Annotated in this window: 15 protein-coding genes and 1 pseudogene; 8 read left to right on the forward strand and 8 right to left on the reverse strand. The window is 71.0% G+C overall.

Features of this window, described 5'->3' with window-relative positions:
- Nucleotides 1-64: 64 nt before the first annotated feature.
- Entirely contained in the window at nt 65-1,711 is a 1,647-nt protein-coding gene (locus ACH5AC_RS04120; RefSeq protein WP_398860027.1) for an ATP-binding protein, read from the reverse strand.
- Nucleotides 1,712-1,864: 153 nt separating this feature from the next.
- Here ACH5AC_RS04120 and ACH5AC_RS04125 point away from each other — a divergent pair, with 153 nt between their 5' ends.
- On the forward strand, nt 1,865-3,280 hold the full coding sequence (locus ACH5AC_RS04125; RefSeq protein ID WP_398860078.1) for a cation:dicarboxylate symporter family transporter: 1,416 nt from the start codon (nt 1,865-1,867) through the stop codon (nt 3,278-3,280).
- A gap of 146 nt (nt 3,281-3,426) precedes the next feature.
- Here ACH5AC_RS04125 and ACH5AC_RS04130 read toward each other — a convergent pair whose 3' ends face one another.
- The gene (locus ACH5AC_RS04130) at nt 3,427-4,044 is read right to left on the reverse strand and encodes a TetR/AcrR family transcriptional regulator (RefSeq protein WP_398860028.1); all 618 of its coding nucleotides are present in this window, start codon (nt 4,042-4,044) and stop codon (nt 3,427-3,429) included.
- A gap of 152 nt (nt 4,045-4,196) precedes the next feature.
- On the opposite strand from ACH5AC_RS04130, the gene ACH5AC_RS04135 reads away from it, so the two are divergent.
- Nucleotides 4,197-5,882: an MFS transporter gene (locus ACH5AC_RS04135; RefSeq protein ID WP_398860029.1), complete on the forward strand. Its 1,686-nt coding sequence runs from the start codon at nt 4,197-4,199 to the stop codon at nt 5,880-5,882.
- Between the two features lie 413 nt (nt 5,883-6,295).
- On the opposite strand, the gene ACH5AC_RS04140 is transcribed toward ACH5AC_RS04135, so the two are convergent.
- Entirely contained in the window at nt 6,296-7,186 is an 891-nt protein-coding gene (locus ACH5AC_RS04140) for an aldo/keto reductase (protein ID WP_398860030.1), read from the reverse strand.
- 1 nt (nt 7,187) lies between these two features.
- Nucleotides 7,188-8,102 carry an NAD-dependent epimerase/dehydratase family protein gene (locus ACH5AC_RS04145; RefSeq protein WP_398860031.1) on the reverse strand — a complete coding sequence of 305 codons (915 nt, stop codon included), beginning with the start codon at nt 8,100-8,102 and terminating at the stop codon, nt 7,188-7,190.
- A 45-nt stretch (nt 8,103-8,147) separates the two neighbouring features.
- Here ACH5AC_RS04145 and ACH5AC_RS04150 point away from each other — a divergent pair, with 45 nt between their 5' ends.
- The 6 genes from ACH5AC_RS04150 (at nt 8,148) to ACH5AC_RS04175 (ending at nt 13,615) form a co-directional block, all read left to right on the forward strand.
- The gene (locus ACH5AC_RS04150) at nt 8,148-8,657 is read left to right on the forward strand and encodes an Lrp/AsnC family transcriptional regulator (RefSeq protein ID WP_398860032.1); all 510 of its coding nucleotides are present in this window, start codon (nt 8,148-8,150) and stop codon (nt 8,655-8,657) included.
- Nucleotides 8,658-8,686: 29 nt separating this feature from the next.
- Nucleotides 8,687-9,118 carry a MerR family transcriptional regulator gene (locus ACH5AC_RS04155; protein ID WP_398860033.1) on the forward strand — a complete coding sequence of 144 codons (432 nt, stop codon included), beginning with the start codon at nt 8,687-8,689 and terminating at the stop codon, nt 9,116-9,118.
- The gene (locus ACH5AC_RS04160; protein ID WP_398860079.1) at nt 9,115-9,429 is read left to right on the forward strand and encodes a thioredoxin family protein; all 315 of its coding nucleotides are present in this window, start codon (nt 9,115-9,117) and stop codon (nt 9,427-9,429) included. Before ACH5AC_RS04155 ends, ACH5AC_RS04160 begins: the two co-directional genes overlap by 4 nt.
- A 120-nt stretch (nt 9,430-9,549) precedes the next feature.
- Entirely contained in the window at nt 9,550-11,823 is a 2,274-nt protein-coding gene (locus ACH5AC_RS04165) for a HelD family protein (RefSeq protein WP_398860080.1), read from the forward strand.
- Nucleotides 11,824-11,899: 76 nt separating this feature from the next.
- Nucleotides 11,900-13,303: a cytochrome gene (locus tag ACH5AC_RS04170; protein WP_398860034.1), complete on the forward strand. Its 1,404-nt coding sequence runs from the start codon at nt 11,900-11,902 to the stop codon at nt 13,301-13,303.
- 33 nt (nt 13,304-13,336) lie between these two features.
- Entirely contained in the window at nt 13,337-13,615 is a 279-nt protein-coding gene (locus tag ACH5AC_RS04175) for a hypothetical protein (RefSeq protein WP_398860035.1), read from the forward strand.
- A 21-nt stretch (nt 13,616-13,636) separates the two neighbouring features.
- On the opposite strand, the gene glgB is transcribed toward ACH5AC_RS04175, so the two are convergent.
- From glgB to ACH5AC_RS04195, 4 genes and pseudogenes are all read right to left on the reverse strand, one after another.
- Nucleotides 13,637-16,084: a 1,4-alpha-glucan branching enzyme gene (gene glgB / locus ACH5AC_RS04180; RefSeq protein WP_398860082.1), complete on the reverse strand. Its 2,448-nt coding sequence runs from the start codon at nt 16,082-16,084 to the stop codon at nt 13,637-13,639.
- Nucleotides 16,085-16,169: 85 nt separating this feature from the next.
- A complete protein-coding gene (locus ACH5AC_RS04185) occupies nt 16,170-17,549 on the reverse strand; it encodes a maltokinase (protein ID WP_398860036.1) in 1,380 nt (459 codons plus the stop codon).
- Nucleotides 17,550-17,816: 267 nt separating this feature from the next.
- A complete protein-coding gene (gene treS / locus ACH5AC_RS04190; RefSeq protein WP_398860037.1) occupies nt 17,817-19,520 on the reverse strand; it encodes a maltose alpha-D-glucosyltransferase in 1,704 nt (567 codons plus the stop codon).
- A pseudogene (locus ACH5AC_RS04195) lies at nt 19,517-19,990 on the reverse strand (alpha-1,4-glucan--maltose-1-phosphate maltosyltransferase); the annotation flags it as partial. The pseudogene ACH5AC_RS04195 and the gene treS, both read right to left, overlap by 4 nt.

Consider the following 19,990-nt stretch of genomic DNA (forward strand, 5'->3'; position numbering starts at 1 on the left):
ACATGCGCGTCCGCGGCCACCGGGTCGTCCTCGACGACCAGCACCCGGATCGGCTGATCACTCTTCACGCGCTGCCTCCACTCACCGGCGCCGAAGCCGAAGACGCCGCCGCCGCGCCCGCCCGCAAGGGCAGCCGCACCGCGAACTCCGCCCCACCTCCGTCGGCCTGGGTCACCGACAGCGTCCCCTCGTGGCGCTGCACAGCCTGCCGTACCAGCGCCAGACCGAGACCCCGGCCCCCCGGCCCGGCCGGCTTGGTCGAGAAGCCGCGCTGGAAGACGAGGTCGGCGTGGGCGGGGTCGACGCCCTCGCCGGTGTCCGAGACGCGCAGGACCAGCTCCTCCTGGCCCGCGTACGCCGTCACCGTCACCCGCGCCCCCACGCTGCCCTGCGCCGCGTCCACCGCGTTGTCGATCAGGTTGCCGAGGATGGTCACCAGGTCACGGGCCGGCAGGCCCTCGGGGAGGACCCCGTCGTCGAGCCGGCTGTCGTCGGACACCACCAGCTCCACGCCCCGCTCGTTCGCCTGGGCCGTCTTGCCCAGCAGCAGAGCCGCCAGCACCGGCTCGCTCACCGCCGCCACCACCTGGTCGGTGAGCGCCTGCGCCAGCTCCAGCTCGGCGGTCGCGAAGTCGACGGCCTCCTCGGCCCGCCCCAGCTCGATCAGCGAGACGACCGTGTGGAGCCGGTTCGCCGCCTCGTGCGCCTGCGAGCGCAGCGCCTGGGTGAAACCCCGCTCCGAGTTCAGCTCGCCCATCAGGGACTGGAGTTCCGTCACGTCGCGCAGGGTCACCACCGTGCCCCGGCGCTCCCCGCCCGACACCGGGGAGGTGTTCACCACCAGCACCCGGTCCGCCGTCAGATGCACCTCGTCCACCCTGGGCTCCGACGCCAGCAGCGCCCCCGTCAGCGGTGCCGGCAGCCCCAGTTCCGCCACCGAGGTGCCGACCGCGTCGGCGCCCAGCCCCAGCAGCTCCCGCCCGCCGTCGTTGATCAGCGCCACCCGGAACTGCCCGTCCAGCATCAGCAGCCCCTCACGCACCGCGTGCAGCGCAGCCTGGTGGTAGTCGTGCATCCGGCTCAGCTCGGCCGCGTTCATGCCGTGCGTGTGCCGTCGTAGCCGGGCGTTGATGACGTAGGTCCCCACGGCGCCCAGGACCAGCGCGCCGGCCGCCCATCCGAACAGCGCGTAGACCTGGTCCTGTACGCGCTCGCTGATCGCCTCCACCCGGATGCCCGCGCTGACCAGGCCGATGATCCGCTTGTCGTCGTCCTCGACGGGGGCGACCGCGCGGACCGACGCGCCGAGCGTGCCGGTGTAGGTCTCGGTGAAGGTCTCGCCCTTCAGGGCCCGCCCGGTGTTGCCGAGGAAGTGCTTGCCGATCTGCTCGGGGTCGGGGTGGGTCCAGCGGATGCCCTGCGGGTTCATGATCGTCACGAAGTCGACGTCGGTGTCGCGCATCACGTGCAGCGCGTACGGCTGGAGCTCGCGTGACGGGTCGTCGGTGCCGATCGCCGCCCGGACCGACGGCGAGTCCGCCACCGTACGGGCCACCGCCGTCGCCTGCCGGCCCGCCGCCTCCTCGGCCTGCCGCCGGTCGCCGACGTACGTGAACAGCGCGTATCCCGCGACGACGACCGCTATCAGGACGGCCTGCATCGCGAACAGCTGGCCGGCCAGGCTGCGGGGTCGGGGAACAGGGAGGCGCATGCCGTCAGTGTGCATCCCGCGTCAAGCGTGAACTAAATGAACGGAAGGGTGACCGCCCTCACAGGCCGGGAGATAGTCCCAGCATTCCCCCTCCCCGGACCGGCCCGCAGCGCCGCCCGCGGAGACACCCCGGACGTGAGCCGCACGCCGGTGATGCCGACGAAGACGTCAAGGAGGGCAGCCGTGGCCGCCAGCAGCACCCCCGATACGGCACCTGCCGCACCCGCCGCCAAGCGGGACCGCACCCACTACCTCTACATCGCGGTGATCATCGCGGTCGCCGCCGGTATCGCCGTGGGCCTGGCCGCGCCCGACCTCGGCAAGGAGCTCAAGCCGCTCGGCACGGGCTTCGTGAGCCTGATCAAGATGATGATCTCGCCGATCATCTTCTGCACCATCGTGCTGGGCATCGGTTCCGTACGGAAGGCCGCCAAGGTCGGCGCCGTCGGCGGTATCGCCCTCGGCTACTTCCTGACCATGTCCTTCGTCGCCCTCGGCATCGGCCTGGTCGTCGGCAACATCCTGGAGCCGGGCTCCAGCCTCGCGGTCACCGACGCGGTCAAGGAGACCGGTCAGGCGCAGGTCGACGCGGAGGCCAAGGACACCACCGAGTTCCTGCTCGGCATCATCCCGAAGACGGTCGTCTCCGCCTTCACCGAGGGCGAGGTCCTGCAGACCCTGTTCGTCGCGCTCCTCGCCGGCTTCGCGCTGCAGGCCATGGGCAACGCCGGCCAGCCGATCCTGCGCGGCATCGAGCACATCCAGCGGCTCGTCTTCCGCATCCTCGCGATGGTGATGTGGGTCGCCCCGATCGGTGCCTTCGGTGCCATCGCCGCCGTCACCGGCTCCGCCGGCCTGGACGCCCTGAAGAGCCTCGCCGTGCTGATGCTCGGCTTCTACGCCACCTGTGTCCTCTTCATCTTCGTCGTCCTCGGCGCGCTGCTGCGGATCATCGCCGGGCTGAACATCTTCACGCTGTTCAAGTACCTCGGCCGTGAGTTCCTGCTGATCCTGTCCACCTCCTCCTCCGAGTCCGCGCTGCCGCGCCTCATCGCGAAGATGGAGCACCTGGGTGTCAGCAAGCCCGTCGTCGGCATCACCGTCCCGACCGGCTACTCCTTCAACCTCGACGGCACCATGATCTACATGACCATGGCGTCCCTGTTCATCGCCGACGCCATGGGTACGCCGATGGGGGTCGGGGAGCAGATCTCGCTGCTGCTCTTCCTGCTGGTCGCCTCCAAGGGCGCCGCCGGTGTCACCGGCGCGGGTCTGGCCACGCTGGCCGGTGGTCTGCAGTCGCACAAGCCGGCCCTGGTGGACGGCATCGGCCTGATCGTCGGCATCGACCGCTTCATGAGCGAGGCGCGTGCGCTGACCAACTTCGCGGGCAACGCGGTGGCGACCGTGCTGGTCGGCACCTGGACCAAGGAGATCGACAAGGGCCGCGTGCGGCAGGTCCTCGCGGGTGAGCTTCCCTTCGACGAGAAGACGCTGCTCGACGAGAGCGCGGCGGTCACCGAGGCCGACCCCGTGGCCGAGGCCGAGAAGGAACTCGCCAAGGCGTAACGGCCCCACCGGACGCCGGATGTCCGGCCCCGCCTGAACCGGGGCCGGGCATCCGGGACCACAACCCCACAGAGAACGCCCCGATACTCCGGGCGGCTGAGACTCCCCCCGTTGCTCAGCCGCCCGGTCGCTTTTTCTCAGCGTTCTCAGCCACTCATCCTCGCCACCAGGTCGGTGGCCTTCGAGGCGGGTACGCCCGCCGCGGTCAGTACCGTGACCGCGGCCGAGCGGCCCGCCTCACGCGTGTCGAGGAGCTCGTCGTTCACGGCTTCCATCAGCGCGAAGACGATCTGCTCATGGACGTACGCGAGGGCCGGCGCCGGCAGCGGTGAGGCGAAGACGCCCTCGTCCAGACCGCGCTGCAGCAGCCGGACGCTGTTCTCGCGGACCGGGGTCAGCCGCTCGCGGATGCCCTGCACGGTGACCGTCCGCTGGGCCAGGGCGACCAGCAGCCGGTAGCGGTCGGCGATCTCCCAGACCGACAGTACCGAGCGGGCCACCGCCTCCGCCGGGTCGTCGACGCCCTCGCGGCCGGCCGCGTGCGCGGTGGCCAGCACCGCCACCGCCTCGTCGACCAGGGTGCCGATCAGCGCCTCACGGCTCGGGAAATGCCCGTACACCGTGCGCCGTACGACGCCGGCGGCGCGCGCGATCTGGTCCATGGAGGCGTCGGGGTCGCGCAGCAGCTCGGCGAGGGCGACGTCGAGGATGCGGCGCCGGTTGGCGTCGGCGCGGCTGGTGGGGCCCGTGGTCATGGCAGCCATTCTGCACACCTTCCAAGTTGCACACCGTTGTGCATGGGTCGTACATTGCACAGTGTTGAGCAATTGCACACCCATGTGCAAACGCATGCCTCTACGACTGCTCCACGACTGCTCTACGACTGCTCTGCGACCCGAGGAAGGCAACCCCTGCCATGCCACTCGTTCTGAAGGAACCGGTCGAACGGATGGAGGGCCCCTACCGCCGCCGCTGGTGGGCCCTTCTGGTGCTCTGTCTGAGCCTGCTGATCATCGTGATGGCGAACACCGCCCTCACCGTCGCCGCACCCGACATGACCCAGGACCTGGGCCTGTCCAGCGCCGACCTCCAGTGGGTCATCGACGGCTACACCGTCCCGTACGCGGCGCTGATGCTGCTGCTCGGCGCCATCGGCGACAAGTACAGCCGACGCGGCGCGCTCGTGCTCGGGCTCGTGGTCTTCGGCGGCGGCGCGGTCTCCGGCTACCTCGCCGACAGCTCCGGCCAGGTCATAGCCGCCCGCGCCGTGATGGGTGTCGGCGCGGCGCTCATCATGCCCGCCACCCTCTCCCTCCTCGCCGCGACCTTCCCGCGCGCCGAGCGCGCCAAGGCCATCGTGCTGTGGACCGCGACCGCCGGGCTCGCCATCGCGGCCGGTCCGCTGGTCGCCGGCGCGCTGCTGGAGGACCACGGCTGGTCCGCCACCTTCCTGATCAACGTGCCGGTCGCCGCCCTCGCGATCATCGGCACCTTCGTCCTCGTCCCGCCGTCCAGGGCCGGCCACCACGACCGCATCGACTACGTCGGCGGCCTGCTGTCGGTGGTGTGGATCGCCGCGCTCGTCTACATGATCATCGAGGGCCCGCACTTCGGCTGGGGCCCGAAGGCGATCGCGGCGGCGGTCGTCGCGGGCGCCGGCCTGCTCGCCTTCGTCGTCTGGGAGCTGCGCCACCCGCGCCCCGTCCTGGACGTACGCCGTTTCGCCGACCGCGGCTTCGCCGGCTCCAACCTCGCCGTCGCCCTGTTCTTCCTGGCCGTCTTCGGCGCCTTCTACTACCTCACCCAGCACCTCCAGTTCGTCCTCGGCTACGACGCCCTCGACACCGGCCTGCGCATGCTGCCGCTGGCCGGCGCGGTCTTCGTCGGCTCGGCGGTGACCGGCGTCCTCACCCCGAGGGTCGGCATGAAGTGGACGGTCGGCACGGGCATGGCCCTCGGCACGGCGGCCCTCGCCCTGCTCACCCAGGTCGACGCGGGATCGTCGTACGGCGATTTCGTCCCGCCCCTCGTCGTCCTCGGCCTGGCGATCGGGCTGGCCCTCTCGCCCTGCACCGACGCGATCATGGGCGCCTTCCCCGAGTCGGAGCTGGGCGTCGGCGGCGCCGTGAACGACACCTCCCTGGAGCTGGGCGGCTCGCTCGGCATCGCGATCCTCGGCTCGCTGCTCGGCACGTCGTACTCCGACCACCTCGCGGACGCGGCCAAGGGCGCCGACCTGCCCGCCGGCACCCTGGCCACCGCCCAGGACTCGGTGGGCGCCGGATACGCCGTGGCACAGGGCGTGGGCGACAAGGCCAAGGAACTCGCCGCCCAGGCCGCCCAGGCGACGGACCCGCAGCAGGCGGCCACGCTGAAGGCACAGGCCGAGCAGCTCGCCCAGGGTGCCCGTCAGATGGCCGACGCGGTCGGCTCGTCCTTCGCCGACGCGGTCGCCCATACGAGCCTGGTGGGCGCGGTGATCCTCGGCGCGGGCACACTGCTGGTCGCGGTGCTGCTGCCGCGGAAGGGCAAGAGCGCCGAGACGGTAGAGGCGGCCGAGCCCGAGGAGGAGCGGGAGCCGCAGCTCAGCGGCGTGAGCTGACCGGGGCGGGAGATCACACCCACCGGTCGGTGGGGTCAGGGCCTCCCTGAGCTGCTCCATGCGGCGTGCGCCGAGGTGGGCCGCCCACGCCCGCTCCACCTCGGCGACCGTCGCGTCGGCGGGTTCCGTGGCCGCGAGCGCCCTCTCGGCCAGACACACCAGACGGCCCGCTCGTCCGTGGGGCCCGGCACGCGTGTCACATAGCCCGCCTTCTCCACCTGAGGCGGGTGCCCTCGGGTCCGACGCGCCGCAGGACGCGGGCCTGGGCCGGCGTGACGTCGTCGAAACCGACCTCGGCGAGCCCGGCGACAGGACATCGACCGCGAACGGGCCGATCTGGCCAGTGCGGTGACTGGCTCATCTGTTGCGCGCCCACGGGGCCGGAGCCGCATAGCGGCACAGCCCCGCGCCCCTCAGGCCGGGATGGTGGACGTCAGTCGGATCAGTTCCTCCTCGGTCAGCTCCAGGTCCGCCGCCCCCGCCGAGTTCCTGATCGTCTCCGGGCGGCTCGCCCCCGGGATCGGGAGGATGGCCGGGGACTTCGCCAGGAGCCAGGCCAGGCACACCTGTTGTGGGGTCACCCCGCGCTCCCTCGCCACCTCGTGGAACGCGGCGAAACGGTCCTCGTCCTCCGTCCGTGACGGGCCGTCCAGTGAGCTGCGGGAGATGCCGCCGAGGGGGCTCCAGGGCAGGAAGGCCAGGCCCAGTTCGGCGCACAGGCGCAGCTCGGGGGCGCTGTCCTGCACCGCGGGTGAGTAGCGGTTCTGGACGGAGACCAGCTGGTCGCCGAGGATCGCTCGGGCCCGGCGGATCTGGTCGGCGTCCGTGTTGGAGAGGCCGGCCAGGCGGATCCTGCCCGCGTCGAGCAGGTCACGCAGGGCGCCCACCGACTCCTCGAAGGGGACCGAGGGGTCCGGCTTGTGGAGTTGGTAGAGGCCGATCGACTCCACGCCGAGCCGCTTGAGGGACGCCTCGGCGGCCCGCTTCAGGTGGCGGGGGCCGCCGTTCACCGTCCAGTCGCCGTCGGGGGTGCGGCCCCGGCCGCCCTTGGTCGCGACCAGGACGCCCGAGGTGTCACCGCCGTAGGTGGCGAGCGCTCGGGCCACGAGCCGTTCGTTGTGGCCGGGTTCGGCGTTCGGCAGGGTGTAGGAGTCGGCCGTGTCCAGCAGCGTGACGCCCGCGTCCAGCGCCGCGTGCACGGTGGCCAGCGCACGGGCGTCGTCGGGGCGGCCCTCGATCGACAGCGGCATCGCGCCGAGCCCGATGGCACTCACCCGCAGCCCGCCGAGTGTGCGGTACCGCATGTCAGTCGTCCTTTCCGAGGGTCTCGGCGACGGCGTCCGGGAGCCAGCGCCGTACGTCGTCGAAGGTGAAGCCGAGCGCTGTCGCGCGGGAGTTGTCCATGCCGTACGCGCGGCGGAAGGAGAACGGCGACACCTCGCCGGCCTCGGTCTCCCGCAGGTCCGGCAGGCCCGTGCCGAGGTGCGCCGCCACCGCCGCGCACAACTCGCCCGTGTCCAGCAGGCCATGGGAGGCCGCGTTGACCGGGCCGGTGAACTCCTCGCCCACCGCCCAGAAGAGAAAGGCGGCGATCTCCTCGACGTGGATGTAGGTCGCCGGGCGGTTGCCGACGGGCACGGCGACCGGCTCACCCGCGCGAATACGGTCCGCGTAGTGCCGTAGCCGGCCGGTGAAGTCGTCGGCGCCGCCCAGCACATGGGCGACGCGGACCGCGACGTACGGGAAGTCGGCGCCGGCCGTGAACACCGCCTCCGCCTGACGCTTGCCCTCACCGTAGTGCGCCGTGAGGAACTCCTCGTCCTCCCAGGGCAGTCCGAGATCGACGGGGACGGTCGACGGGTCGACGGCCGTCTCGGGGACGAGTCGTGTGATCGAGTCCTCGTTCTCGTAGACCTCCACGGTCGAGGTCATCACATAGCGGCGGGTGCGTCCGGTGAACACGCGGCGGGCGAGGTCCGCCTGGCGGGGGGTGTAGCAGACCTGGTCGACGACGACGTCGAAGGTGCGTGCGCCCAGCGCCGCGGTGAGGGAGTTCTCGTCGTCGCGGTCGGCGACGAGGTGGCGGGCGCCCGGCGGGGGCGGTGCCGACCCGCGGTTGAGGACCGTGACGTGGTCGCCCGCCGCCAGCAGCCGTGCGGTCAGCCGTCTGCCGAAGTAGCGGCTGCCGCCGATGACCAGTACTTCTCGTGCCCTGTGCATGACCATAATTCTCCTGGCCTGTCAGCACGTCCTGAAGGGGGAGACATGGGAGATGGCGCCGCCGCACCGAAAGAACCACGGCATCTGCGCCCCGTCGCCAACGGAACATCGGTGGCCTTCGACGCACTGGACCGGCAGATCCTCCAGCTGCTCCAGACCGACGGGCGGATCAAGCTCAGTGAGCTGGGGCGCCGGGTGCGGCTCAGCCCCGCCGCGGTCACCGAGCGGGTGCGCCGGCTGGAGGCGGCGGGGGTGATCAGCGGCTACGGCGCCCATGTGGTGCCCGCCCGGCTCGGCTACGGCATCCAGGCGTTCATCCGGGTCAGCCCGCACGGCGGCTACAACCTCAAGCATCCGAGGACCCTGGAGCTGATGGAGCGCCCCGAGATCATCGAGGTGCACCATGTGGTCGGCGAGGACTGCTGGATCCTGAAGGTGGCCGTCACGGACACCGTCCACCTGGAGGAGATCCTGGACGAGGTCTCCGTACTCGGGCGCACCACGACGTCGATCGTGCTGACCTCTCCGCTGGAGCGGAAACCGCTGTTGCCTTGACGTCGGCGTCAGGCCCTACGGTCGTGGGTATGCGAATCGGCGAACTGGCCGCGCGGGCCGGGACCACCACACGAGCGCTGCGGTACTACGAGTCGCGGGGCCTGCTGCCCGCGCGCCGCGACGAGCTGGGTCACCGCTCCTACGACGAGCGGGACCTGCGGCTGCTGGAGCAGATCCGGACGCTGCGGGACTTCGGGTTCGAGCTGGAGGAGACCCGGCCCTTCGTGGAGTGCCTGCGGGCCGGGCACCCGGAGGGCGACACCTGTCCGGCGTCCCTCGCGGTCTACCGGAGGAAGCTGGCCGAGCTGGACACGCTCATCGGGGAGCTGGGGGCGGTGCGGGAGAAGGTGTCCGAGCAGCTCGCCCGGGCCGAGCGGGCGCGGGACGCGCTGGCCGCCGAGTCGCTGGTTCCGGGGGGTCCGGAACCCGGGTGCGAGCTGGGAGGGCAGGCGACATGGTGACCGAGGTGACCGATGCGGACTTCGAGGCCGAGGTGATCGGGGCGGAGCTGCCGGTGCTGGTGGAGTTCACCGCCGACTGGTGTCCGCCGTGCCGGCAGATGGCGCCGGTGCTGAAGGCCATCGCCATGGAGGAGGGGGAGCGGCTGAAGGTGGTGCAACTGAACGTGGACCACAACCCGGCGACCACCAACGCCTACAAGGTGCTCTCCATGCCGACCTTCATGGTCTTCCGGGCCGGTGAGCCGGTGCGGTCGATGGTGGGGGCCAGGGCCAAGCGGAGACTGCTGGAGGAGCTGGCCGACGTGCTGTAAACAACCCGTCGCACCAGAAAAACCCCCGGGCAATTGCGCCCGGGGGTTTTCTTCACGTATATTCGCTGATTCGCGACTTCAATCACGTCGAGTGTTGAAGAAGATTACTGAGCAGAGTATATCGGCCCGGGAGTGGAATTGTCAAACGGCGATTTTCAAGACGATGAAATTCGCGCCGAGCAGGAATTCATCGACGGCCTGTACGCCCGCGTGGACGCCCTGCGCGGCGAGACCGAGACGTCCGTCGCCGACGCGCTCGGCCAGGGCGACAAGCCCATGCAGGCCCGGCTGGAGCGGGACATCCTGGTCGCCGAGCGCTCCGGGCTGCTGGCCGCGCTGAACGCGGTCGACGGCTCCCTCTGCTTCGGCCGAATCGACCTCGCCTCCGGGTCCGCGCACCACATCGGCCGCATCGGGCTGCGTCGCGACGACGCCGAGCGCACCCCGGTCCTCATCGACTGGCGGGCCGATGTCGCCCGCCCCTTCTACCTGGCCACCGGCCACACCCCGATGGGCCTGCGCCGCCGCCGGCACATCACCACCGAGGGCCGGACCGTCACCGCCCTGCACGACGAGATCCTCGACCTCGGCGACGAGCAGCGGACCGGCCACGAGGACCCCACCGGCGACGCCGTCCTCCTCGCCGCGCTCAACTCCGCCCGCACCGGCCGGATGAGCGACATCGTGCAGACCATCCAGGCCGAGCAGGACCGCATCATCCGCGCGCCCCACGGCGGGGTGCTGGTCGTCGAGGGCGGGCCCGGCACCGGCAAGACGGCGGTCGCGCTGCACCGGGCCGCGTACCTGCTGTACGAGCACCGGGACCTGCTCGCCCGGCGCGTCGTCCTCATCGTCGGCCCCAACCCCGCCTTCCTCGGCTACATCGGCGAGGTGCTGCCCGCCCTCGGCGAGACCGGCGTCCTGCTCGCGACGGTCGGCGAGCTGTACCCGGGCGTCCGGGCGACCGCCGCGGACACCCCCGAGGCGGCCGCCGTGAAGGGGCGCGCCGACATGGCCGACGTGCTCGCGGCCGTCGTACGCGACCGGCAGACGCTGCCCGACCCGGTCATCGCCATCGAGCACGACCGGGAGGTCCTCATGCTCGACGACGACCTGGTGAACGTCGCCCGCGAGCGCACCCGCGCCGCCAAGCTGCCGCACAACGAGGCGCGTGAACACTTCGAGGGCCACATCCTCAACACCCTCACCGAGCTGTACGCCGAACGCGTCGGCACCGACCCCTACGACGGCAGCAGTCTGCTCGACGCCGGCGACATCACCCAGATCCGCGACGAGATCGCCGAGAACCCCGAGGTCTGGTCCGCCATCGACCAGTTGTGGCCGGTGCTCGGCCCGCAGCGGCTCGTCGCGGACTTCCTCGCCGAGCCCGAGGGGTACGTGTCCGACGAGGACGCGGCCGCCATCCGCCGTCCGGTCACGCGCGCGTGGACGGTGTCCGACGTGCCGCTGCTCGACGAGGCCGCCGAACTCCTCGGCGAGGACGACCGCACGGCGCGGGCCCGCGCCGACCGCGAGCGGGAGACCCAGGTCGCCTACGCGCAGGGCGTCCTGGACGTGTCGTACGCCTCCCGGACCTACGAGTTCGAGGACAGGGACGACGAGGACTCGGAGGTCCTGTCCGCGCACGACATCATCGACGCCGAGCGGTTCGCCGAGCGGCACGAGGAGGCAGACCACCGCAGCGCCGCCGAGCGCGCCGCCGCCGACCGCACCTGGGCGTTCGGGCACATCATCGTCGACGAGGCGCAGGAGCTGTCCCCGATGGCGTGGCGGCTGCTGATGCGGCGCAGCCCGACCCGCTCCATGACCCTCGTCGGCGACCCGGCGCAGACGTCGGAGGCGGCCGGTGTCGGCTCCTGGAGGGACATCCTCCAGCCGTACCTCGAGGACCGCTGGGAACACACCCGCCTCGGCGTCAACTACCGCACCCCCGCCGAGATCATGGACGTCGCGGCGGCCGTCGTACGGGCCGAGCAGCCGGACTTCGAGCCGCCCAGCTCCGTGCGCTCCACCGGCGTACGGCCCTGGGTGCGGGACGCGGGGGACGACCTGCCCGGCGCGGTCGCCGAGGCCGTGGCCGAGCTGACCCCCGCCGAGGGCCGGCTCGCGGTCATCGCCCCGCGCGCGCTGCACCGCCGTATCGCCGCCGTGCTGGACGGCGTCACGGCCGACGCCGAGCCCGACCTGACGCACACGGTCGTCCTCCTCGACCCCCGTCAGTGCAAGGGCCTGGAGTTCGACTCGGTGCTCGTCGTCGAACCGGCGGAGTACGGCACCAGCGACCTCTACGTGGCCCTGACCCGAGCCACCCAGCGCCTCGGCGTGGTCCACGCCAAGAGCCTGCCGAAGGCGCTGGGCGACAAGCTCGCGTAACGGGGCATCACGCGGACGTAACAGTTCACGCCGTGATCACTCCGCGTGCTCGGCCGGTGCGGTAAGCGTGTGCGCCATGGACACCCCTCCCCACACCACCGCACCGGCCGACAGCCCCGAACTCGGGGCCCTCCGGGTCGAACCGCTCCTCACCGCCGAGTTCGACACCGACCCCGGCGCGGTGTACGAGCGGCTGCGGCGCACGTACGGCCCGGTCGCCCCGGTCGGGCTCATGGGTGTACCGGTGTGGCTGGTCCTGAGCTACCGGGAGGTGCTGGAGGTCCTGCGCAACGAGAGCCGGTGGCGCCGGGACGTCCGCCACTGGCGGGCCCGGGCCCAGGGCGAACTGCCCCAGGACTGGCCCCTGCTGGCGGGCTACGAGGTACGGCAGACGATGTTCATGGACGACGAGGAGCACCGCGCCGCCCGCCGCACCCACCACGCCGCGCTCAGCCCCTTCAAGGGCACCAGGAACCCCGAGGGCCGGGAACTGCGCACGGCGGTGGCCCGGTACGCCGACGAACTGGTCGCCCTGCTCGCGGCGGAGTCCGGCACGACCGGCTTCGCCGATCTGGGCGCCCAGTACACCCGCCCCCTGCTGCTGATGGTGACGGCGAAACTCTTCGGCTGCCCGGTGGAGCTGGGCGACGAACTGGTCATGGACCTGTGGCGGATGCTCGACGGCGGCCCCGACGCCGGCCCGGCCACCGCCCGCGCGCTCGCCGCCTTCACCCGCATCGCCGCCCACCGCCGCGCCAGGCCCGGCGACGACTTCACGTCCTACCTGCTGCTCGCCGACCCGGAGCTGAGCGACGAGCAGCTCGGACGCGAGCTGTTCATGAACGCCGTGTACCTGAACGACATCACCGGCAACATGGTCCTCAACACCCTGCTGGAGGTGGTACGCGGCAATGCGACCGTCCGCCGCTCGCTCTCGGCGGGGCAACTGGGCGAGACGGTCGACCGGGCCGCCCTGGCCAACCCGCCGGTCGCCAACATGTGCTTCCGCTTCGCCGCGCGGGACGTCCGGCTCGGCGAGTTCTGGATCCGCGCCGGTGACATCGTCTCCCCGTCGGCGGCCGCGGCTCATGGCGAGCTGCTGGCGATCGGCTCGTCCCCCATCGTCGGGTCGACGGTGTCCACCCGTGCCCACCTCGGGTGGGGGGCCGGGCCCCATCAATGCCCCAGCGCTGCCCGCGAGTTGGGCACACTGATCGTCACGACGGCCGTCGGCCGGATCTTCGATCACTTCACCCACGTGGAACTGACCCTCCCGGTCGACCAGTTGCCATGGCGGTCGGGGCCGGTGGTACGGGGGCTGCGGCTGCTTCCCGTCCGGTACGAGCTCTCCCCGCGCGCGCCAAGAGGATCGGGACTGGGCGAGCCGCAGGCGGCCACCGCCGCGCCGGGTGACCGGCAGGCCAGGGGGCTGCTGGCGGCGTTGCGGCGGTTGATGCCCGGGGCGAAGAGACCTGAGTGATGGTCGATCACCCGTGCGCATAGGCTTCCGTGCGTGTACTTCGACAGTGACGAGCCGGTGTTCAGGCGCAGCAGGTGGGGGACGAGCAACTACCAGTACAACCCGCGTCACCCCGTCGGCTGCGCCCTGACCGTCATCACCGTCATCGTCGGCGGAGTGGTGTTCCTGCTCCTGTACAACCGCGCCGGACCGTACGCGCCTCCCGCCGAGCCCACTCCTGTGCCGTCGAGTACGTGGCACGTGGACCGGTTCGTCCGGCCCACGGACGACGGTGCCGACGACCGGATGCCGACGGCACCGCCAACGGGTTGACTCTGGGCAGCCGCCGTTACGTCAGGCCGGGCGCAGCCAGACCGTTGCCAGCGGGGGCAGGGTCAGGTGGATGCTGGCCGGGTGGCCGTGGGAGGGGTGCGGTTCTGGTTTGAGGGGGTGGGGGTTGGTGACGTTGCCGCCGCCGTAGAGGGAGGCGTCCGTGTTGAGGGATTCGTGCCAGGCCGGGGTGTCGTCGGGGACGCCCAGGCGGTAGTCGGGGCGGACCACCGGGGAGAAGTTGCTGACCGAGAGGAGGGGGGTGCCCTCCCTGTCGAAGCGGAGGTACGCGAAGACGTTGTCGTCGGACGCGTCGCCGATGATCCACCGGAAGCCGGCCGGGTCGGTGTCCAGCTGCCAGAGGGCCGGGGTGGAGACGTAGAGGTGGTTGAGGTCGCGCACCAGGTCGCGTACGCCTCGGTGGTCGTCCGCCGCGCCGTAGGACGGGTCCAGCAGCCACCAGTCGGGGCCGTGGGCCTCCGACCACTCGGCGCCCTGTGCGAACTCCTGGCCCATGAAGAGGAGTTGCTTGCCGGGGTGGGACCACATGAAGGCGAGGTACGCGCGGTGGTTGGCGCGTTGCTGCCACCAGTCGCCGGGCATCTTCGACACCAGCGCCTGCTTGCCGTGGACCACCTCGTCGTGCGAGATGGGCAGCACGTAGTTCTCGCTGTACGCGTACACCATCGAGAAGGTCATCTCGTGGTGGTGGTACTTGCGGTGGATCGGCTCGTGGGACATGTACTGGAGGGAGTCGTGCATCCAGCCCATGTTCCACTTCAGGCCGAAGCCCAGGCCGCCGAAACCGCTCGGGCCCCGGTGGTGGGTGGCGCGGGTGACGCCGTCCCAGGCCGTGGACTCCTCCGCGATCGTCACCACGCCGGGGCAGCGGCGGTAGACGGTCGCGTTCATCTCCTGCAGGAAGGCCACCGCGTCCAGGTTCTCCCGGCCGCCGTGCTCGTTGGGGATCCACTGGCCGGGCTCGCGTGAGTAGTCGAGGTAGAGCATCGAGGCGACCGCGTCGACGCGCAGCCCGTCGATGTGGAACTCCTCGCACCAGTACAGCGCGTTGGCGACCAGGAAGTTGCGCACCTCGCGGCGGCCGAAGTCGAACTCCAGGGTTCCCCAGTCGGGGTGCGCGGCGCGGAGCGGGTCCGTGTGCTCGTAGAGCGGCCGGCCGTCGAACTCCGCCAGCGCCCAGTCGTCGCGCGGGAAGTGCGCCGGCACCCAGTCCATCAGGACGCCGATGCCCGCCTGGTGGAGGGAGTCCACCAGGTGTTTGAAGTCGTCGGGGGTGCCGAGACGTGCCGTCGGCGCGTAGAAGCCCGTGACCTGGTAGCCCCAGGAACCGCCGAACGGGTGCTCGGCGATCGGCATCAGCTCTACGTGGGTGAAACCCAGGTCCTTGACGTAGGCGGGCAGTTGTTCGGCGAGCTGGCGGTACGTCAGGCCCGGGCGCCAGGAGGGGAGGTGCACCTCGTAGATCGAGAGCGGCGCCTTGTGGGCCTGGGTGTCGGCGCGGTGCGACAGCCACTCCTCGTCGGCCCACTCGTAGTGGGAGGCCGTGACGACCGACGACGTGGCCGGGGGTGCCTCGGTGCGGCGGGCCAGCGGGTCCGCGCGCAGGGTGTGTGAGCCGTCCGGGCGGGTGATGTCGAACTTGTACAGCTCGCCCTCGCCGATGCCCGGCACGAACAGCTCCCACACCCCGGAGGAGCCCAGCGAGCGCATCGGGTAGCCGGTGCCGTCCCAGAAGTTGAAGGTGCCGGCCAGGCGTACGCCGCGTGCGTTCGGGGCCCAGACGGAGAAGCGGGTGCCGGTCACGCCCTCGTGGGTCATGGGATGCGCGCCCAGTACGGTCCACAGCTGCTCGTGCCGGCCCTCGCCGATCAGGTGCAGGTCCAGTTCGCCCAAGGTCGGCAGGAGGCGGTAGGCGTCCTCGACCTCGATGACCGCGCCCTCGTACGTCACCTGGAGGTGGTAGGCCGGGATCTCGCGGAGGGGGAGAAGGCCGGAGAAGAAGCCGTCCCCGTCGTCGTGCAGGTCGGCGCGGAGTTCGCCGGACACCAGGGTGACGGACAGGGCGTACGGGCGGAACGCACGGAAGACGATCCCGCCGGACGTCGGGTGGGCGCCGAGGACGGAGTGCGGGTCGTGGTGGGTGCCGGAGAGCAGCCGCTCACGGTCGGAGGGGGAGAGGGCGGGGGAGACGGTCACTTCCAGAGAGGCCGCAGGGGTCAGAGGGGCCGTCTGCGGCTGTGTGGCGGTGGTCTTCGTCGCCGGGGCCTTTTTGGCGGTGGCCTTCTTCGCGGGTGCCGCCTTCTTCGCGGCGGTCTTCTTGGCGGGTGCCGCCTTCTTGGCGGGGGCCTTCGCGGTCGTGGTCTTCTTCGCCGCCGACGCCTTCTTGGTCGTCGCCTTCTTGGCCGCCGCTTTCTTGGTCACCGCCTTCTTCGCCGGCGTCGCCTTCTTCATGGCCGCCTTCTTCTTCGGGTTCGGTTCGCTGGACGACGAGCTGGGAGTCACGGACAGGGCCTCCTGGGCGGCGATGAGGGTGACGTCAGGACAGGTCGGATGAGGCGAGCCGCCGTATCGCCGAAAGCGGTACGGGGAGCCAGTCGGGGCGGTGCCGGGCCTCGTAGACGACCTCGTACACCGCCTTGTCCGTCTCGTAGGCCCGCAGCAGTACGGGGTCGGTGCGCGGGTCGGTGCCGGAGACCTCGGCGTAGCCGGAGCAGTACGCCGCCCGGCAGGCGGTCGCCCAGTCCGGCGCCGGGGGGTCGGCCGAGTACGCCGCGTAGTCGAAGGAGCGCAGCATGCCCGCCACGTCCCGTTCGATCGGCTGCGGCATCCGGCGCTCGGCCAGCGGGCGGGCCGGTTCGCCCTCGAAGTCGATCAGCGTCCACTCCCCGGAGGGCGCCCGCAGCACCTGCCCGAGGTGCAGATCGCCGTGGACGCGCTGCGCCGTCCAGGTGCGGCCCTCGGCGGCGAGGTCGGCCAGCGCGGTGTAGGCGGTGCGCAGCGCCGGAGCGTACGGGCGCAGTGTGGGCACGGCCTGCGCGGCCGCGTCGAGCCGCTCGGCCATGCCGGCGGCCAGCGGCTCCAGCTGCGTGTGCCCGAGCGTGACCGTCGGCAGGGCGCGGGCCAGCGCGGTGTGCACCTCGGCGGTGGCCCGCCCCAGCGCCCGCGCCTGTACGGCGAAGTCCTCGCCCTTGGCGAGTTCGCGCAGCGCCAGCTCCCAGCCGTCGACCGCGCCCCGCAGATAGGGCTGGAGCACGCCGAGGACGTACGGCTCACCGCCCAGCTCGGCCCGTATCCAGGCGGTCGGCGGAGGCACCCGGGCGCAGCCCTCGTGGGCCAGCGCCAGCGGAAGCTCCAGGTCCGGGTTGACCCCGGGCACCACCCGGCGGAAAAGCTTCAGGATGAACGTATCTCCATAGATGACCGAGGAGTTCGACTGCTCGGCGGTGCCCAGGCGCGGCACCAGCCCCGCCCGGATCTCCTGGCCGGGGTCGCGTTCGCAGCGCAGGGCGCCGATGCGGGCGCCGGTACGCAGGGCCTCCAGGAGCAGTCCGGCGGGGCGGGCGTCGTACAGGGCGTCGTAGAGGGTGCGCCCGGCGAGCGGGCCGGCCGTCGCGTGGCCGATCAGCGCGGGGGCGAGCCGGGGCGGCAGGGCCTCGCGTACGCCGACGAACAGCTGGTAGCAGTCGCCGGGAGCGGCTCCCTCGTGGGCGCGCACCAGCAGGTGCTGCAGGCCCAGCTCGCCCCCGGCCGGCAGCAGCTCGGTGGCCGCGACCGGCGAGAACCCGGTGACCGGCCGCCCCTTCCCGGCGAACCACCGCTGCCTGGGCAGCCAGTCCCGCAGCAGCGGTTCCAGTGACGTGAGGGGGCCGGGGCTCGTGATGGTCGTGCCGGCGCGGGTGGTGACCGTTTCCGCCATGGGCGTCACGTCCTTTCCCCGAAGGGTCGGGGGGTGAGTGATGCGTGCCCAGGGTGGGGAGGTGAAAACCGCCCCACCCTCAGATGGCCACGGGCCATGACCGGCGTGTTGCGGAGCCGGAACCATTGGCGTTCACGCCATCGCATCGATGACGTGTCCTCACCGATCACTCGGAGAGGTTTCACGCGGCGAGCGCGCGCAGTTGATGACCGAGCCACCCGCCCGGCGGTCTCGGATTCTGTTGAGCAGAATGGCGTAGCCGTAGCACTACTCACCGTGGTCCTTGCGCAAACGGAACCAGTAGAAGCCGTGCCCCGCCATGGTCAGCAGATACGGCAGCTCGCCGATCGCCGGGAAGCGGACCCCGCCGAACAGTTCGACGGGGTGGCGGCCGCTGAACTGCTGCAGGTCGAGCTCGGTGGGCTGGGCGAAGCGCGAGAAGTTGTGCACGCACAGCACCAGGTCGTCCTCGTACTCCCGCAGGAAGGCGAGGACGGCCGGATTGGTGGAGGGCAGCTCGGTGAAGCTGCCCAGGCCGAAGGCGGGGTTCTGCTTGCGGATCTCGATCATGCGGCGGGTCCAGTGCAGCAGCGACGACGGGGAGGCCATCGACGCCTCCACGTTGGTCACCTGGTAGCCGTAGACCGGGTCCATGATGGTCGGCAGAAACAGCCGTCCCGGGTCGCAGGAGGAGAAGCCGGCGTTGCGGTCCGGCGTCCACTGCATCGGCGTACGGACGGCGTCCCGGTCGCCGAGCCAGATGTTGTCGCCCATGCCGATCTCGTCGCCGTAGTACAGGATCGGGGAGCCGGGCAGCGACAGCAGCAGAGCGGTGAAGAGCTCGATCTGGTTGCGGTCGTTGTCGAGGAGCGGGGCGAGGCGGCGGCGGATGCCGATGTTCGCGCGCATACGCGGGTCCTTCGCGTATTCCGCGTACATGTAGTCGCGCTCTTCGTCGGTGACCATTTCGAGGGTCAGCTCGTCGTGGTTGCGCAGGAAGATGCCCCACTGGCAGCTGGAGGGGATCGCCGGGGTCTTGGAGAGGATTTCCGAGACCGGGTAGCGCGATTCGCGGCGTACGGCCATGAAGATGCGCGGCATGACGGGGAAATGGAACGCCATGTGGCATTCGTCGCCGCCGGAGGCGTAGTCGCCGAAATAGTCGACGACGTCCTCGGGCCACTGGTTGGCCTCCGCCAGCAGCACCGTGTCCGGATAGTGGGCGTCGATCTCCTTGCGGACCCGCTTGAGGAACTCGTGGGTCGCGGGGAGGTTCTCGCAGTTCGTGCCCTCCTCCGCGTACAGGTAGGGCACCGCGTCCAGGCGGAAACCGTCGATGCCGAGGTCCAGCCAGAAGCGGAGGGCGGAGATCATCTCCTCCTGCACGGCCGGGTTCTCGTAGTTGAGGTCCGGCTGGTGGGAGAAGAAGCGGTGGAAGAAGTACTGCTTGCGGACCGGGTCGAAGGTCCAGTTGGAGACTTCCGTGTCGACGAAGATGATCCGCGCGTCCGCGTACTGTTTGTCGTCGTCGGCCCACATGTAGTAGTCGCCGTAGGGCCCGTCGGGATCCTTTCTCGACTCCTGGAACCACGGGTGCTGATCGCTGGTGTGGTTCATGACGAAGTCGATGATGACGCGCATGCCGCGCTGGTGGGCGGCGTCGACGAATTCGACGAAGTCGGCGAGGTCACCGAATTCCGGCAGGACCGAGGTGTAGTCGGAGACGTCGTAGCCGCCGTCCCGCAGCGGTGACTTGAAGAAGGGGGGCAGCCACAGACAGTCCACCCCCAGCCACTGCAGGTAGTCGAGTTTGGCGGTGATGCCCTTGAGGTCGCCGACGCCGTCGCCGTTGCTGTCCTGGAAGGAGCGGACGAGCACCTCGTAGAAGACGGCGCGTTTGAACCAGTCGGGGTCGCGGTCCTTGGCGGGCGTGTCCTCGAAGGTGTCCGGAACGGGCTCGTTGACGATCATCGTGTGGGTGACCCTCCGATCTGCGGGGTGGACGGTCGCAGGACGGTGAGCACGTGCGCGGGACGGGTTCCCGGATCGAGACGCACGTAATTGGCCCTGCCCCAGTGGTAGGTGTCGCCGGAGAGCTCGTCGCGCACCGGCACCGACTCGTGCCAGTCCAGGCCGAGTTGCGGCATGTCCAACGAGACCGTGGCCTCCTGGGTGTGGTGGGGGTCGAGGTTGACGACCACCAGAACCGTGTTCGAACCGCTCCGCTTCGAGTACACGATCACCGCGTCCTTGTCGGCGTGGTGGAAGTGGAGATCGCGGATCTGCTGGAGCGCCGGGTTCCCCCGCCGGACGGCGTTGAGTCGTGTGATCAGCGGGGCGATGGTGTCGGCGGTGTCCCAGTCGCGTGGGCGGAGCTGGTACTTCTCGGAGTCGAGGTACTCCTCGCTGCCCTCCCGCAGGGGGGTGTTCTCGCACAGCTC

The sequence above is a fragment of the Streptomyces sp. NPDC018693 genome (genome assembly GCF_044391385.1).
GTDB lineage: Bacteria > Actinomycetota > Actinomycetes > Streptomycetales > Streptomycetaceae > Streptomyces.

Bases quoted from the DNA above. Each gene is read 5' to 3' on its own strand.
- ACH5AC_RS04120 (WP_398860027.1), bottom strand. From the start codon at position 1,711: ATGCGCCTCCCTGTTCCCCGACCCCGCAGCCTGGCCGGCCAGCTGTTC.
- ACH5AC_RS04125 (WP_398860078.1), top strand. From the start codon at position 1,865: ATGCCGACGAAGACGTCAAGGAGGGCAGCCGTGGCCGCCAGCAGCACC.
- ACH5AC_RS04130 (WP_398860028.1), bottom strand. From the start codon at position 4,044: ATGGCTGCCATGACCACGGGCCCCACCAGCCGCGCCGACGCCAACCGG.
- ACH5AC_RS04135 (WP_398860029.1), top strand. From the start codon at position 4,197: ATGCCACTCGTTCTGAAGGAACCGGTCGAACGGATGGAGGGCCCCTAC.
- ACH5AC_RS04140 (WP_398860030.1), bottom strand. From the start codon at position 7,186: ATGCGGTACCGCACACTCGGCGGGCTGCGGGTGAGTGCCATCGGGCTC.
- ACH5AC_RS04145 (WP_398860031.1), bottom strand. From the start codon at position 8,102: ATGCACAGGGCACGAGAAGTACTGGTCATCGGCGGCAGCCGCTACTTC.
- ACH5AC_RS04150 (WP_398860032.1), top strand. From the start codon at position 8,148: ATGGGAGATGGCGCCGCCGCACCGAAAGAACCACGGCATCTGCGCCCC.
- ACH5AC_RS04155 (WP_398860033.1), top strand. From the start codon at position 8,687: ATGCGAATCGGCGAACTGGCCGCGCGGGCCGGGACCACCACACGAGCG.
- ACH5AC_RS04170 (WP_398860034.1), top strand. From the start codon at position 11,900: ATGGACACCCCTCCCCACACCACCGCACCGGCCGACAGCCCCGAACTC.
- glgB (WP_398860082.1), bottom strand. From the start codon at position 16,084: ATGAAGAAGGCGACGCCGGCGAAGAAGGCGGTGACCAAGAAAGCGGCG.
- ACH5AC_RS04185 (WP_398860036.1), bottom strand. From the start codon at position 17,549: ATGGCGGAAACGGTCACCACCCGCGCCGGCACGACCATCACGAGCCCC.
- treS (WP_398860037.1), bottom strand. From the start codon at position 19,520: ATGATCGTCAACGAGCCCGTTCCGGACACCTTCGAGGACACGCCCGCC.